At 39.6% G+C, this 15,955-nt stretch carries 14 protein-coding genes and 4 tRNA genes; 17 read left to right on the top strand and 1 reads right to left on the bottom strand.

Annotated features, from left to right (window positions below; translation table 11 throughout):
- Window positions 1-5: 5 nt before the first annotated feature.
- On the top strand, window positions 6-1,298 hold the full coding sequence (locus Q1B03_RS19445; protein ID WP_299745520.1) for an adenylosuccinate synthase: 1,293 nt from the start codon (window positions 6-8) through the stop codon (window positions 1,296-1,298).
- A gap of 42 nt (window positions 1,299-1,340) precedes the next feature.
- Here Q1B03_RS19445 and Q1B03_RS19440 read toward each other — a convergent pair whose 3' ends face one another.
- The gene (locus Q1B03_RS19440) at window positions 1,341-2,363 is read right to left on the bottom strand and encodes a TrkA family potassium uptake protein (RefSeq protein WP_299745517.1); all 1,023 of its coding nucleotides are present in this window, start codon (window positions 2,361-2,363) and stop codon (window positions 1,341-1,343) included.
- Window positions 2,364-2,494: 131 nt separating this feature from the next.
- On the opposite strand from Q1B03_RS19440, the gene Q1B03_RS19435 reads away from it, so the two are divergent.
- The 16 genes from Q1B03_RS19435 to Q1B03_RS19360 all read left to right on the top strand — a co-directional run bounded on the left by Q1B03_RS19435 (window position 2,495) and on the right by Q1B03_RS19360 (window position 15,848).
- Window positions 2,495-2,959 (top strand): hypothetical protein, encoded by a 465-nt coding sequence (locus Q1B03_RS19435; protein WP_299745514.1) that lies wholly within the window; start codon window positions 2,495-2,497, stop codon window positions 2,957-2,959.
- Window positions 2,956-3,264: a hypothetical protein gene (locus tag Q1B03_RS19430; RefSeq protein WP_299745511.1), complete on the top strand. Its 309-nt coding sequence runs from the start codon at window positions 2,956-2,958 to the stop codon at window positions 3,262-3,264. The genes Q1B03_RS19435 and Q1B03_RS19430 overlap by 4 nt, the downstream gene beginning before the upstream one ends.
- A 1-nt stretch (window position 3,265) precedes the next feature.
- The gene (locus tag Q1B03_RS19425) at window positions 3,266-4,507 is read left to right on the top strand and encodes a glutathionylspermidine synthase family protein (RefSeq protein ID WP_299745507.1); all 1,242 of its coding nucleotides are present in this window, start codon (window positions 3,266-3,268) and stop codon (window positions 4,505-4,507) included.
- Window positions 4,508-4,522: 15 nt separating this feature from the next.
- Complete coding sequence (locus tag Q1B03_RS19420) at window positions 4,523-4,936, top strand: DUF350 domain-containing protein (RefSeq protein WP_148970568.1); 414 nt, start codon at window positions 4,523-4,525, stop codon at window positions 4,934-4,936.
- Window positions 4,937-5,231: 295 nt separating this feature from the next.
- Window positions 5,232-6,197, top strand: coding sequence for a nuclease-related domain-containing protein (locus tag Q1B03_RS19415; protein ID WP_299745500.1), 966 nt, complete (start codon window positions 5,232-5,234; stop codon window positions 6,195-6,197).
- 176 nt (window positions 6,198-6,373) lie between these two features.
- Window positions 6,374-6,449: transfer RNA gene (locus Q1B03_RS19410), tRNA-Lys, on the top strand.
- Window positions 6,450-6,463: 14 nt separating this feature from the next.
- Window positions 6,464-6,535: transfer RNA gene (locus tag Q1B03_RS19405), tRNA-Glu, on the top strand.
- 121 nt (window positions 6,536-6,656) lie between these two features.
- Window positions 6,657-6,733, top strand: a tRNA-Asp gene (locus tag Q1B03_RS19400).
- Between the two features lie 29 nt (window positions 6,734-6,762).
- Window positions 6,763-6,835: transfer RNA gene (locus Q1B03_RS19395), tRNA-Phe, on the top strand.
- 352 nt (window positions 6,836-7,187) lie between these two features.
- A complete protein-coding gene (locus Q1B03_RS19390; RefSeq protein ID WP_299745497.1) occupies window positions 7,188-8,675 on the top strand; it encodes a M23 family metallopeptidase in 1,488 nt (495 codons plus the stop codon).
- Between the two features lie 216 nt (window positions 8,676-8,891).
- Window positions 8,892-9,599 (top strand): response regulator YycF, encoded by a 708-nt coding sequence (gene yycF, locus Q1B03_RS19385; RefSeq protein WP_299745494.1) that lies wholly within the window; start codon window positions 8,892-8,894, stop codon window positions 9,597-9,599.
- A 6-nt stretch (window positions 9,600-9,605) separates the two neighbouring features.
- A complete protein-coding gene (gene walK, locus Q1B03_RS19380; protein WP_299745491.1) occupies window positions 9,606-11,429 on the top strand; it encodes a cell wall metabolism sensor histidine kinase WalK in 1,824 nt (607 codons plus the stop codon).
- Window positions 11,426-12,778 (top strand): YycH family regulatory protein, encoded by a 1,353-nt coding sequence (gene yycH / locus Q1B03_RS19375; RefSeq protein WP_299745488.1) that lies wholly within the window; start codon window positions 11,426-11,428, stop codon window positions 12,776-12,778. Before walK ends, yycH begins: the two co-directional genes overlap by 4 nt.
- Complete coding sequence (gene yycI / locus Q1B03_RS19370) at window positions 12,765-13,574, top strand: two-component system regulatory protein YycI (RefSeq protein WP_299745485.1); 810 nt, start codon at window positions 12,765-12,767, stop codon at window positions 13,572-13,574. Before yycH ends, yycI begins: the two co-directional genes overlap by 14 nt.
- Window positions 13,575-13,579: 5 nt before the next feature.
- Window positions 13,580-14,374 carry an MBL fold metallo-hydrolase gene (locus tag Q1B03_RS19365; protein WP_299745481.1) on the top strand — a complete coding sequence of 265 codons (795 nt, stop codon included), beginning with the start codon at window positions 13,580-13,582 and terminating at the stop codon, window positions 14,372-14,374.
- A 232-nt stretch (window positions 14,375-14,606) separates the two neighbouring features.
- Window positions 14,607-15,848 carry a S1C family serine protease gene (locus tag Q1B03_RS19360; protein ID WP_299745479.1) on the top strand — a complete coding sequence of 414 codons (1,242 nt, stop codon included), beginning with the start codon at window positions 14,607-14,609 and terminating at the stop codon, window positions 15,846-15,848.
- The last annotated feature ends 107 nt before the right edge of the window (window positions 15,849-15,955 follow it).

Here is a 15,955-nt window from a genome sequence, read left to right as displayed (position 1 = left end):
TTAATATGTCTTCAGTAGTAGTAGTAGGTACGCAATGGGGAGACGAAGGAAAAGGAAAGATCACTGACTTCCTTTCTGAACATGCAGAAGTTATCGCGCGTTACCAAGGTGGGAACAACGCGGGTCATACGATTAAGTTTGACGGAGAAACATATAAATTACACTTAATTCCATCAGGTATTTTCTATAACGAAAAAACATCCGTAATCGGAAATGGGATGGTTGTCGATCCTAAAGCACTTGTGAAAGAGTTAAAATATCTTCACGATCGCGATGTGAAAACAGACAACCTGCGAATCAGCAACCGTGCACATGTGATTCTTCCATACCACTTAAAGCTTGATGAAATCGATGAAGAACGTAAAGGTGCCAATAAAATCGGTACAACGAAAAAAGGAATCGGACCTGCTTATATGGATAAAGCCGCACGTGTCGGTATCCGTATCGCAGATCTTCTGGATCGTCAATCTTTCGAAGAAAAGCTTGCTCGTAACCTGGAAGAGAAAAACCGCCTTTTTGAAAAATTTTATGAAACAGAAGGCTTCAACATTGAAGATATTCTGGACGAGTACTATGAGTACGGTCAACAAATTAAGCACTATGTTGTGGACACATCCGTTGTATTGAACGATGCCATCGATAACGGTCGCCGCGTATTATTTGAAGGAGCTCAAGGGGTTATGCTTGATATCGATCAAGGTACATATCCATTTGTTACTTCTTCTAACCCGGTAGCTGGTGGAGTAACAATCGGTTCTGGAGTAGGCCCGACAAAAATCAACCATGTAGTCGGGGTTTCAAAGGCATACACAACCCGTGTTGGGGACGGACCTTTCCCTACGGAACTTACGAACGAAATCGGAGATAAAATCCGTGAAGTAGGACGTGAGTACGGAACGACGACTGGCCGCCCTCGCCGTGTCGGCTGGTTCGACAGCGTTGTTGTACGTCATGCCCGTCGTGTTAGCGGGTTAACAGATCTTTCTCTAAATTCCATTGATGTATTAACTGGAATCGAGAAATTAAAAATCTGTGTAGCTTATAAATACAAAGGTGAAGTCATGGAAGAATTTCCTGCTAACCTGAACATTCTAGCTGAATGTGAACCAGTGTATGAAGAGCTTCCAGGATGGACAGAAGACATTACAGAATGTAAAACGTTAACAGATCTGCCAGAGAATGCCCGTCACTACTTAGAGCGCGTATCTCAATTAACGGGTATCCCTCTTTCCATCTTCTCAGTTGGACCGGATCGCTCTCAAACAAATGTAGTTCGCAGCGTGTGGAGCCCGAATTAATCAATAAAGAAAACTCTCAGCCATTTAGGGGCTGAGAGTTTTTTATTGATTTAATTGTTCGTACACTCTGTCATGGCATACGACATAAAGAACGTCATCAGCATGCAGCTCACGGTTCATGGCATCAGTGAAATCCATATTATCATTCACAGCGAGCAGGATAGCTCCCTTTTCAAGCAGCTCCTCAGAAGCCTCCTTGATGGTTTTCCAATTCTCTTTTACTCTAAACTCGTGAATATTATTACCGTATCGTTTACTAAGTAACTGCCTGAATAAATTGGTCGTTCCTGGATGAAGTGTTGCTTTTGCCATCAATAGGGAAACAGAATCATTGGATAAAATAAAATCCTCAACGGCAATATGCTGGAATTTAGGAATATGACGATCTTCAGACACTTCCACAATTGTGTGGACTTCTTTCTGATGAGTCTTCGATAAACCTTCAACGGCAGACGCAATCAATAATGTTTTTCCATCGGTAAGCGAAGGGTCTTCAATCTTTGAATCCGAGAATATCGCCACACGTTTTGCCTCGAAGATATTGGCTTTCAGTAATACATTCTCATCGGAAGGATCACCTTGTATGAAATGTACCTGCTCATGCTCAATGGGTGTTACAGGAAGCATATCAATGAGAACAATCTCAGCATCTGGCACATGAGCAAGGATTTCCTCAATGGCTCTCTCCGTTTTCTTCGACCAATTGATGTAGATATAATGATCTTCATATGTATACACTAACTTTCCCTCCCTCTTGAATTTCTGAAATGTTGTAATGGAATCAACGGTTTTACTGATCAACACCCCAATAATCCCGATTCCAAAGATAAACAGGAAGATTCCCAATAAACGTCCTCCCACCGAAACGGGAAAATAATCTCCGTATCCGACAGTGGTCAAGGTCGTCATCGTCCACCAGAACCCATCAAAAAGCGATGGAAATGTTTTAGGCTCCAAAAAATGACTGCCAAAGGTTCCCAACAGGATAATAATCAGGGATAATAGAAGAATGAAACCGAAGTCCATCTTCGTAATCTGTTTCCAAAGCCTTTGAAATATAATCATACATACCCTCCTTACGAAAAAAATCATAGTTCAATAATACCAATGAATCCCTGGGAAATGAAACCTTTTCCTCAGTGGTTCGTATATTTATAGGAATCATATCCTTCCAATCAGGAGGCTGGTGTCGACAAATGAAACAACCTGTACTGGAATACCGTTTACGAAAAGGCAACGAAACGTATGAAGCGATCTATCATTACCCTGATATCGAATTAGAACAAATCCTGGCAAGAAGGGAATGCGAATTCTTTGTAAAAGAAGGTGTGACGTATCGTCAGCTTTCTTCAGCGATTGAAGGGAATCGATTTATACTATATGTAGAAATATATGAAGAAGAACCTGTTACGGATCCCCTGTTTCCACCTGAAGGATTAATACTGGAGATTCGCGAACTGAATCCACGAAGCAACCACCCTATTTTAAAAATTGAACACCATGATTATCATCTCGATATTCTAAGTGTGATCGGTTCTGTTTACTATTATATTGACGGGGCGGAATGGGAACGTGATTCTGCTGAAATCGATGAGGATCGCTATGTGTATATTTTATATGTAAAAGCAACGGGCTATAAGCTAGAGGAGGAAAGCCAATGAACAAAACGAAGAAAATGATGGCCGGGGTAGTCGCGTCCGTAATGGCGATATCAGCAACCGGCTGTGGAAATCAGGACCTTCCACCTGAACCGACGGATGTTGACTGTGACGACTGGGATTGGGATGACGAAAGCGGCACGTATTATTGCGATGATGACCGTTCCCCTCACTTTGGCTACTTTTGGTTTGCTGGCAGGATGTTCAAAAACAAATCCAGTCTAAAAAACTATTCAAGCTATAAATCGTACTCTAAGAGCTACAAATCAGGTATCGGAAGCGGTTCTAAAGGCGGATTCGGAGGATAATATGACAGCCTCTCACCGTGAAAAAAGAAACTCTTTCTATGAGCGTATTCCTGAATTTTGGCATGATTTGTATGACATGGAGTACTCATTATTGGATATTAAGATGGAATCACGTGACACGATTTCAGCGATACATGAAGCATCCCGAAGAGTGTACAGTATTTATCAAAAAAGTGCGGATCTACTTCGTGAGTTGGAAGATCATACCCTTCTGGAGCTAGGTTTTCCAGAGGAATCCCTGTCCTATATAAGGTTTAAGTCCATTCCTCAAGAGTGTATTGTTGGCCGATTTGATTTCGTTGTAAGCGGAGAGGAAATCAAGCTATTAGAATTCAATAGCGACACCCCCACCTTTATCAAGGAGCTTTATCATGTGAATGAAAAGGTTTGTCAGTATTTCGGGTGTTCAAATCCTAATGAGGGATTCGAGACGGGATTAGCGAAAGAGCTAAAGCGGGCACTCTTATCATCCTGGAAGTCTTTGCAACGGGAAGGCGAACCTAAGATCGTCTTCACCTCTCACCAGGATCACGAAGAGGATCACCTGACAACAAAATATCTACAAAAGCTTTCAGGTGTGCCGTCTGAATATGTGAGCCTGGATCAGCTGCAAATTCGAGAAAGTGGCCTTTATACTCCTCAAGGGGAGCGGATCGATGTATTGTACCGGCCGACGTATCCTATCGAACATCTCATTGATGATAAGGACCCTCTTACAGAAGAGCAAGTGGGCTTGGACCTGATGCAAATGGTAATGGAAAAAAAGCTTGCCATCTTGAATCCCCCCTCCGCATTTTTACTTCAATCTAAAGGAGTTCAAGCACTTATATGGGGTCTTCATGAAGCATCTAGTTCCTTCTATACAGATGAGGAACATCAATGGATCAAACAATACTTTCTTCCAACCTACTTAGATGCTGATCATTTCGAGAAGAATGGGATCACCTACGTTCAAAAGCCTGCATTTGGCCGAGAAGGAGATACGGTCAAAATCATGGAAGCGACAGGAAAGATCCTTTTAGAAGATAAAAAAGAAACTTATAAGCAGACCCTGCCAGTGTTCCAACAATTTATCCCTCTGCCTGTTACTGCGATTAAGACGGATGAAGGAATGAAGGATGCAAGCTTGATGGTCGGCAGTTTCATTATTAATGGTACGGCCGGTGCAATCGGAATACGGGCTGGTAACGCCATCACCGATAACGAATCATACTTTCTGCCTGTAGGGTTACAGGAGAAATAAAAAGGAGAGAAACTCATGCAAATCATAACAAGTGAAGCATTACTCAGCTTTTTAGCTCACGTCGGAACGGGCCTAGGACTAATGATCCTCGGAATCACGGTTTTCGCCTTTACCACCAAATTCTCTGAAGCTACCTTAATCAGGGAGGGAAACATTGCCGTTGCCCTCAAACTATGGGGAAAAGCCATCGGACTCGCCATCGTCATCTACACCGTCTGGGCTAACAGCCTGAATCTGCTTGACGCCTTTATCTGGGGACTCATCGGGATCGCGACTCAAGTCATCGCATACTGGATCATTGAGTACGTTCTGACACCTAAGACGAATTTAGCGAAGAAAGTGGAAGAAGGCAATATTGCCATCGGATTCAGCCTATTCTCAGCTGCGATTGTAGTGGGATTGGTTGTGGCTGCAAGTTTGACTTATTAAGGGTTGATATGGAGGTCTGCTGTTGGAGCGCTTTTGTTGGTGCTCTGGTGGTGGGTCTTTTTTGATAGTAGACTCTAGGTATTTTCGGCGTAAATGCATTTTTGAAAATAAATTTACAGTTTTGAAAATAAGAGTAAGGTTTTTGAAAATAAAATTCTATTTTTGAAAATAAAAGGTCAAGTTTTGAAAATAAACCTCTCTCACATCACTTTATTGCTAAGATATCATCAGAAAAAAGCAGGATTTCTTTAATAAAAGTAGAAAATAAATAAAAAATCAGTATTGGAGTGATGAAATGATCAGTAAAGAACGTCATTTTCCGATTAAAATTCAAAAGTTGCAGGTCCTGCTCTTACGTATCCTTGAGACCCATTCTAAAACAAACTTTATTAAAGAAAACCTCTCAAAAAGTCTTGCCGGTTATAATGGTGAGAAATCAATCGACTATTATTTAAGCCTTCTCCCCGACAAATCCTTTTATATTCTTCATGATTTACGCCTCTTACTAAACGGTCTTTATTTCCAGATTGATACGTTACTATTAACTAAAAGCTTTGCACTCATTTTAGAAGTGAAAAATTTAGCCGGGTCGATAGACTTTGATTCAATCTTTAATCAAATGATTCAGAAGAAGAACGGTGTTGAATTCGCATTGCCTGATCCTATTATTCAAATTGGCAGACAAGAATCTCAATTTAGATCATGGTTACATGAGCATCATTTCCCTCCAATCCCTATTCGTACACTCATCGTTATCAGTAACCCACAAACAATTATTCGTTCACATGATAAGAATGTAAGTCAAAAAGTCATCCACGCGGCTTTGCTTCCCCAAAAAATTTCTCAAATCTATAATGAATCTCAAAATAATATTTTACTAGATAAAGATATTAGAAGGATGATTAAGCTTATTAAAAAATTTGATACCCCGCTGAATCCCTCGGTACTAAATCAATATAATATATCCAGGCAAGAAATAATAAATGGAGTGTTTTGTGAAATTTGTAGTTATCTTCCCTTAGATAGAGTGCATGGATACTGGTTCTGTCCTAAATGTAAAACAAAATCGAAATTAGCTCATCTTAAGTCACTCGAGCATTATAATCTTCTTTTTGGAGAAGAAATTACCGGACAGCAACTGAAAAGTTTTTTAAGGATTTCTTCACCCGCTCTTGCAACAAGAATATTAAACTCCGTATGTATAGGGTATCGTGGAAAAGGAAAAGGACGAGTCCACACTTTGCCATCTAAGCAAAAGTAGCTTTGAGAAATTACTTCCTATCGGGCATTTCCCCAAAATTATTCCCTAAGAAATAATTTTCGACAATAAATCCAAAAAAACTATTGCCCTCGACATTCATACTATGATAATATTAATTTCGTTGTCACGAAAGCGGCTTTGATCAAGCTTGCTAAACGTGTTTATATATATACTTAGAGCCATTAGCTCAGTTGGTAGAGCATCTGACTTTTAATCAGAGGGTCGAAGGTTCGAATCCTTCATGGCTCACCATTTTTTCTTTACATGGCCCATTGGTCAAGCGGTTAAGACACCGCCCTTTCACGGCGGTAACACGGGTTCGAATCCCGTATGGGTCATTTTTATTTTCTCGAAGTGAGAATTGATAGTTTAAGTGATGTAACTTCATGAAAATATTATGCTAGCAAGTTTTTTGCTGAAGTAAATATTGATAGCGATTTTGCTAACACAAAAAACTCTGGTCCGGTAGTTCAGTTGGTTAGAATGCCTGCCTGTCACGCAGGAGGTCGCGGGTTCGAGTCCCGTCCGGACCGCCATTTACATATTTAGATTCTTAAAACAATATGGCTCAGTAGCTCAGTTGGTAGAGCAATGGACTGAAAATCCATGTGTCGGCGGTTCGATTCCGTCCTGAGCCATCTTACAAAAAGTACTGCGACGACTTTGACTCTCGTAGTACTTTTTTATTTGCGCTTGTAACATGAATGTAACAAGAAACCACGAATTTCATCTAATTTCTACCAAGATTGTTTCAACGGCTAATCCATCTTTAGACCCATGCAATTCCCACTGCAATGCTAAAAATACGAAAAAACGCTTACATCGTCCTCTAATTAATTATACAGTTTTATTACAATCCTGATTCCATGTCCCGGATTTCGTCGAATTATGGTAAATTAGTAAAGTACGAATTTTATAGAATTTTACTAAATTAGGCTTAATGAACTACCGTAACTGGGATTTTTGCTTTAGTTTATAGGAGGCAAGTCAATGAGTTTTGGAGAGAAGTTATCACCCATTTTAGAAAAATATAAAAAACTTAATATTCGACATAGATCTAATCAATTTGTAAAAAAAGTAGGGATTACCACGCTCGCTCTTTCTACTTTGACATTTTCATCGGCGGCAGCGAATACAGGATCGGATGAAGATCTGCAAACGATCTATCATGTATACATGGGTAGTGAGTATGTAGGAGCTGTTACAAGCCAGGAAGAAGTAGAATCCGTCTTGGATGAGAAGCTGGCTGAAGCGAAGAAAGAGTACACTGAATATCAGGTGGATTTTAATGAAGAAGTAACGTACATACCTGAGAATGTGTTTACAGCTACGAAAACAAACAATCAAAAGGTTATTGAAAGTCTAAATGAATCTGTATCAGTTGAAGCAAATGCTTTTGCTGTAGTTGTGAACAATAAACCGGTTGCTTATGTAAAAGACGAAAAGGCTGCTGAAGAAGCGTTAAAGTCATTTAAGCTCAACTATGTTTCTGAAGATGAGCTAAACGAATTGGAAACGCGAAAAAATGATTCTTCATCTACTCCTTTACCCGCTTTAAAGGAAAATGAAACACGTTTATTAGAAGTTTCTTTTAAAGAAGAGGTAGAGATGAAGAAGACGCAAGTGGAGCCGGAAGAAATGATGTCTTCTGAGGAAGCAGCAGATCTTCTTAAGAAGGGTACGTTAGAAGAAAAGAAATATAAGGTTCAAGAAGGTGATGCTCTTGGTACGATTGCAGAAGAGCATCAGTTAACTACTGGGAAATTGCTGGAGTTAAACTCAGAGTTAAAAGAAGACGATGCCCTGAAAATTGGTTCAGAGCTAAACGTAACTGTATATGAGCCACTTGTTCATGTTCTTGTTAAGAAAGAAGCAAACAAGATCGAAAAGATTGCCTATGAGAAAGAAGTAGTTGAAGACTCTTCTATGAATAAAGGCGATACGAAAGTGAAGCAGGAAGGTCAAGATGGTGAAAAATCCGTTACGTTTGAAACGTCAGAAGTGAACGGTTCTCAAATCGAGAAAAATGTAAAAGAAGAAAAGAAACTAAAAGATCCAGTGAAATACATTGTCATTAAAGGAACAAAAGCAACTCCGTCCAGGGGATCAGGAAACTTTGCATGGCCGACAAATGGCGGCTACATCTCCTCTAAGCAGGGACCAAGATGGGGTAAAGTTCATAAAGGGATCGACATTGCGCGACCAGATAATCCTACAATCAAATCCGTAGATAACGGAAGAGTCGTTTCTGCCGGTTGGGACGATGGCGGTTATGGAAATAAAGTTGTGATTGATCATGGAAATGGATATAAAACGATTTATGCTCATTTAGATTCCATTTCAGTCTCTGCCGGTCAAACGGTGGAAAGAGGCCAAAAAATCGGTATCATGGGTACAACTGGTGAATCTACAGGGGTTCACCTGCATATCGAAGTTTACAAAAATGGATCACTTATTAATCCATTGGATGTTTTGTAATTTTATATAGGTAATCAAGCATGGGACTGACACAATCATTTTATTTGTCAGTCCCCTTTGTTATATTTAGATTGTAGTCAAAAAGAAATGAAATAAAGGTTATGATAGAGTAAAAGATGAATTAATATGGAGATAGTGATAAATTTAAAGGAAGAATCCTATACTAATCACAACTTTTTATGATAAATTACTTTTTTCTAAAGGAGATCAATTGATATGGAAAAGAAAATATTAGTCGTTGACGATGAGAAACCGATTGCAGATATACTACAGTTTAATTTGAAAAAAGAAGGCTATGAAGTACATTGCGCGTACGATGGAGATGAAGCGGTAAAGATGGCGGAAGAAATTAGGCCGGATCTGGTCCTTCTTGATATTATGCTTCCCAATCGTGACGGAATGGAAGTTTGCCGTGAAATCAGGAAGAAGTATGAAATGCCTATTATCATGCTGACAGCGAAAGACTCAGAAATTGACAAGGTATTGGGATTAGAACTTGGAGCCGATGATTACGTGACGAAACCGTTTAGTACACGTGAGCTCATCGCCCGGGTAAAAGCGAATTTGCGACGTCATCAGCAGGGTGCGCAGCAAAACGTTGAGGATGAGAACAATGAAATTACCGTTGGTTCTTTAACCATTCATCCTGATGCGTATGTTGTTTCTAAAAGAGGGGAAACGATTGAGCTGACACATCGTGAGTTTGAACTTCTTCATTATTTAGCGAAGCATATTGGACAAGTGATGACCCGAGAACATTTGCTTCAAACTGTTTGGGGTTATGATTACTACGGAGATGTACGTACAGTTGATGTTACCGTCAGACGTCTCCGCGAGAAAATAGAAGACAACCCAAGTCACCCTACCTGGATCGTAACTCGTAGAGGAGTCGGTTATTACTTACGAAATCCTGAACAGGAGTAATTTGTAATGAAGAAAGTTGGTTTAACTCGTTCAATCCATCTTAAATTCGTTTTGATTTATGTTCTGCTCATACTTCTCGCCATGCAAATCATTGGCGTATATTTTGTTAGAGCCCTTGAAGAAAAACTTGTCGATAATTTCCAGACGTCTATTAAAAATAGAGTGGAATTATTAGAGTATACAATTCGTGAAGAAATAGTAAAGAAACGCAGTGAAGATGATCCCACACTCGAAGAGGACATCGGGAGAGTATTAGATGATAGCAAAACGTCGGATATTTCCGAAATTCGAGTGATTAATAATAGAAACAAAATTATTGGCACCTCTGATCCCAATAACCAGAGTTTAGTCGGTCAGGTCAGCGGAGAAAAAGAGGTTAAAAGAGCCCTCGCTGTGGGCTTAGGTCATGAGGATATCTATCTTGATGATCAGACGAAAGATCGTATCTGGGTGTATGCAGCACCAATCACTTCAAATGAAGAAGTCATTGGTGCTATTTATCTTGTCGGTGAAATAGAATCGGTTTATGACCAAATGAGTGAGATCAATAAAATTTTTACGAATGGTACATTAATTGCTTTAGTCATAACAGCAGTATTGGGAGTGTTATTGGCTCAAACCGTAACGAGACCGATATCTGATATGAGGAAACAAGCACTCGCAATGGCAAAAGGAAACTTTTCCAGGAAAGTAAAGGTCTACGGTTACGATGAAATAGGTCAGCTTGCGATTACATTCAATAATTTGACAAAACGCCTTCAAGAAGCCCAAGCAACGACGGAGGGCGAGCGAAGAAAGCTTTCATCTGTACTTTCTTATATGACGGATGGTGTCATTGCGACAGATCGAAAAGGCAGGGTCATTCTGATTAATGATCCTGCAGCGGATATGCTGAATGTTTCACGTGAAACAGTTGTTTCTCAACCCATTGTATCCTTATTGGGATTGGATGAGGAATACACGTTTGATGATCTATCCAATGAACAGGATTCGATCATTTTAGATTACAGTACGAAAGAAAAACCTTATATTCTAAGGGCGAATTTCTCTATCATTCAAAAAGAGACCGGGTTTGTGAACGGTCTTATAACGGTATTACATGATATTACCGAGCAGGAGAAAATTGATTTAGAGAGACGGGAATTTGTGGCAAATGTTTCCCACGAACTTCGCACGCCGCTTACAACGATGAGAAGCTACTTAGAGGCATTGGCTGAAGGGGCATGGCAAGATGAAAACATCGCACCTCAATTCCTTGATGTTACTCAGAATGAGACGGAGAGAATGATCCGTTTAGTAAACGATCTTCTTCAATTATCAAAAATGGATAGTAAGGACTATCGTTTTAATAAAGATTGGGTTGATTTCATCCTCTTTTTCCATAAAATCATTGATCGATTTGAAATGACAAAGAATGTGAATGTGACCTTTAACCGTTACTTACCAGACAAAGCCATGTTTGTGGAAGTGGATCAGGATAAAATCACTCAGGTTTTGGATAACATCATTTCGAACGCTTTGAAATATTCACCTGAGGGTGGAACCATTACATTCAAGGTGCAAGAAAAGGACGGATATATTGAAATCAGTATTTCAGACCAGGGATTAGGGATTCCGAAAGAAAATCTGGAGAAAATCTTTGAACGTTTCTATCGTGTCGATAAAGCCAGAACAAGACAAATGGGTGGCACAGGACTTGGCCTTGCCATAGCAAAAGAAATGATTTCAGCACATGGTGGTGACGTATGGGCGACGAGCATTGAAGGAAAAGGAACTACCATTACATTCACTCTCCCATATGATTCCACTCAAGAGGATGATTGGTCATGAATTATGAAAAAATCAAATCGATAATTCTAACGCTGCTCGTATGCATCAGTATATTCCTTACCTTCAATCTTTGGACGTATCAACCAGGCTACGATACGATTAATAGCGATGAAGCGTACGATGTGTCTGTGGGAGACAAGATACCCGAGAATGAGCTTAACAGCGTTTTAATTAAACCATTTAAACTTTTCTATCATTCAGGAAATAAGACAGTTGGTACTTCAAATGAAACCGAAATCAATAAGGTTATTGAACAATTAAGAGGCTGGACTCTATTCGATCTGAAAGATCTTTCAAGAGAGTATAATATGTCAGAGATCAAATCTGTTATACACGGTGAGAAAAAGATCGAAATTGTTTTCCCGGACAATGTTCCACTCTCGATTTATAGTCAAGTGTTAAAATTAGAGGAGAAAAGTACACTGAATGGTTCCTTTAACCGTATCATTATCGATTTAAATAATAATGGTTCAGATACAGGTTCCGTGTATTTTGTTTTATATGAAGAAGGAGAAAAGAAATTTTATGAAAGCCGGGTAGACCGTGCCAGTTTAGAAGCTTTCGAAAAAAGCTTTGTTCAAAAAGCCGTTTATAATTTTGATGAATATATGGAGCAGCCATTAAATAATGAAAAAACGATTTTTCTGCCCAAAAATCCTGAGGATTATATAAGCTATAGATATTATTCAGACCTAGATTCCCCAGAAGAGTATGTACAGGCACTGTTTAGCGATCCCAATAGTGTAGATAAGGGATTTACCGAGCAGGGAGAAAAATATACAAATGTGTATAGTATATTAAAAACGAATAAAGAACATAACACGTTGTCTTATGTGAATCCATCCGAAGAAAAAAATGGAGGATCATCTGCCACGGAGCTGCTTCAAAAAAGTATGGAGTTTGTCAATGACCATGGTGGCTGGACCGAAGACTATCAATATTTCTCGATGAGCCCTCTTGAGAATAAAATCGTATACCGGCTGTTTATGGAAAGCTATCCTGTTTTTAATGAAAATGGGATGGCTGAAATTTCTCAAATCATGGGTCAGGAGTCGATTAACGAGTACAATCGTCCATACTTTAAATTAGATATTAATCTGCTTCCTGATAGAATAGAAGAGGTTAGATTGCCAGCAGGATCCACCGTTTTATATCTTCTGGCAAAGGATGATACAATCAACCTTGAGTACCTAGAAGATGTCATTGTCGGATATAAGATGACAAGGGATTCGAATGAATCAAATAGAAAATTCCTTGTATTTGAACCTTCCTGGTATTATAAATACGATGGTAATTGGTTACGCCTACCTTTGGAAGATGAGGAGGGCCTTGGAATTGGACTGGAGTAAAACGAAGAGCATTTTCATTATTGTCTTTCTTATTTTGGATATCTTTTTGATGTCGCTGTTCATTAACAAAGTTTCTGAGAGCAATCCCGAAACGTTGAGCCAAGTATCCTTTGAAGAACAATTAAAGACTGATAATATTGATTACCCAAAAAGTCTATCAAAGGATCCGATAAAAGAAGCCTATATTAGTGCAAAAACAAAAACGTTTTCAGAGAAGGAAATCGAAAAGTTAAAAAATCAAGATGTCAGTGTCGTCACGGATAATACAATTCATTCAACCTTAGAGGAACCATTTCCCATAAGTGAAAAGTTTTCACCTGATGAATTAAACGATTTTATGAAAAATCAGGTCGTTAACGGTGAAAAGTACAGCTTCTGGAAATATAATAAAGATGAACAAACGATCATTTACTATCAGACGTATAAAGACAGGCAGATTTTTAACAACTCAAATGGTAAAGTGATTCTTAGTCTAAATAAAGAAAGTGAAATCGTCTCTTACAAACAAACACTGCTTGAAAATTTAGAAGAATTAAGCGGCAAAAAGAAAAGCCTGCTTACTTCTCTCCAAGCTCTTCAGGTTTTGTGGACCAACCATAAGATAAGCTCGGGTAGTAAGATCAAAACACCTGAACTGGGATATTACACTTTTTTATCACGCGAAGAATCCCAAGTCCTGGCACCAACCTGGCATTTTGTCGTTGAATCAGGTGACAAAAAAGAAGACCTATTTATTAATGCAGTTGAAGGACAGATTTTCGAAGTCACCAAACCAGAAAAAGAAACATTGGAGTGAGAGATATGACCATGCATTTTAGTGTACTTGCCAGTGGCAGTACAGGAAATGCGATATTTGTGGAGACGGAAGAACATTCCTTTCTTGTCGATGCAGGATTAAGCGGCAAGCAGATGGAGGGGTTGTTCAGTCGGATAGATAGAAAGATAGAAGATTTGTCGGGTATTCTTGTTACCCACGAGCATAGTGATCATATCAAGGGAATTGGTGTACTTGCGAGAAAGTACAAGCTTCCTATCTACGCCAACGATAAGACATGGAATGCCATGGACGGGTTAGTAGGGAAAATAGATACGGAACAGAAGTTTTCGTTTGATATGGAAACAGCCAAGCACTTTGGTGGATTGAGCATTGAGTCCTTCGGGGTTTCACATGATGCGGCAGAGCCAATGTTCTATATTTTCCACCAGGGAGAGAAAAAGCTTGCCCTGGTAACGGACACGGGATATGTAAGTGATCGGATGAAAGGAATCATTTCCAATGCCGATGCGTATGTATTTGAAAGTAATCATGATGTGGGGATGCTCCGAATGTGCCGGTATCCTTGGAATATAAAGCGTAGAATTCTGAGTGATTATGGCCATGTATCCAATGAGGATGCGGCCATTGCCATGAGTGAAGTGATGGGTGATAGAACCAAAGGAATTTATTTAGCCCATCTCAGTCTCGATAATAATATGAAAGATCTAGCAAGGATGAGTGTCACCCAGACACTCGAGTCAAAAGGAATAGTAGTGGGAGAACAAATTGATTTATTTGATACGGACCCTAAAGTACCAACACCTTTAGTTGCGATTTAAACCGATTCAAATGTTTATGATTTTTCTTTTGAAGGTATGAAAAAGGTGAGGGCTGCTGTCTTCACCTTTTTTTGTCTTCTAAGCAAGACACCTCCACTTTAGGGTTTACATATCTATCAACTTTATGGAATTACTTTCATTTTTTTCATCATTTTTTAATTTAATCTGACTATAATCATGCTTGTAAAGATAAAATAACAAAAGGAATAGAACGTAGAAAGGATGAAGTTAGATGGGATATTATGATTCAGATCATAATTCTGAAAGCCGGAGCAGGCAAAAGGGCAATCGGGGAGGAATGTTCCTTGCCGGGTTATTGGGAGTTGTACTTGGAGCAATCTTGGTCATTGTGGCGATTCCTCAGTTAACCAACTTTGATATCTTACCCTATTCAATTCAACCCGACGAAGACCTGAAAGAAACGGATGAAGATTATCATAATGGAACCACTCAAAATGTTTCCGTCGATGTCACAACGGATGTGACGAAAGCCGTTGAGAAAGCTGGCGATTCTGTTGTAGGAATTACGAACATCCAATCTCAAAGCTTCTGGGGACAGGGGGAAGGACAAACCCAGGATCAACAAGCAGGGACAGGATCCGGGGTAATGTATAAAAAAGAGGGTAATAAGGTTTATATCGTAACCAATAATCATGTTGTAGAAGGCGCAGATCAGCTTGAGGTGACGCTTGCGGACGGCACAAAGGTACCGGCTGAAATGCGTGGTGCGGATATTTGGACAGACCTGGCTGTAATCGAAATCGATGGCAGCCAAATCAAGAAAGACGATATTGCTGAGTTTGGAAATTCAGATAAGCTGAAAGCGGGAGAGCCAGTTATTGCGATTGGTAACCCACTGGGACTGCAATTTTCAGGTTCTGTTACACAGGGGGTTGTTTCGGGTGTTGAGAGAACGATTCCGGTCGATATTAACCAGGATGGGATGGAAGATTGGAATGCAGAGGTTCTGCAAACTGATGCAGCCATCAACCCGGGTAACAGTGGTGGAGCGTTAATCAATATTTCCGGCCAGCTGATCGGAATCAACTCCATGAAAATTGCACAGAGTGCGGTAGAAGGAATCGGACTTGCCATCCCGATTAACTATGCTCAGCCAATTATTGAAGATCTTGAGCAGTACGGTGAGGTCAAGCGTCCTGCAATGGGTGTGACACTGGAGGATGTGAATAAGATTTCTGCCTATCACCAGCAGGAAACATTGAAGCTTCCGAAAGAAATCAACTATGGTGTTATGATTAGACAAACCGTTCCCAATTCTCCAGCTGCCCAGGCCGGATTACAAGAGCTCGATGTGATTACGGAGCTTGACGGAGAGAAAATTGAAAATGTCATTGAGTTAAGAAAGCATCTATATAACAAAAAAGACGTAAATGATCAGATGAAGGTTACGTTCTATCGAAACGGTGAAAAGAAAGAAGTAACCATGAAACTTACTGACGAATCCAGGTTATAGAATGTGGATAAGCGAAAAGCAGGAAGGCAAAGCGCCCTTTCCTGCTTTTTCTTTACATGATATGATAATTGTGGATAAGTATATAGAGTATATTTTGAGTTAAGTAT

The sequence above is a fragment of the uncultured Rossellomorea sp. genome (genome assembly GCF_947488365.1).
Classification (GTDB): domain Bacteria; phylum Bacillota; class Bacilli; order Bacillales; family Bacillaceae_B; genus Rossellomorea.
Note: the sequence above shows the minus strand (reverse complement) of the source record. Positions and strands in the feature narration are given on the sequence as shown.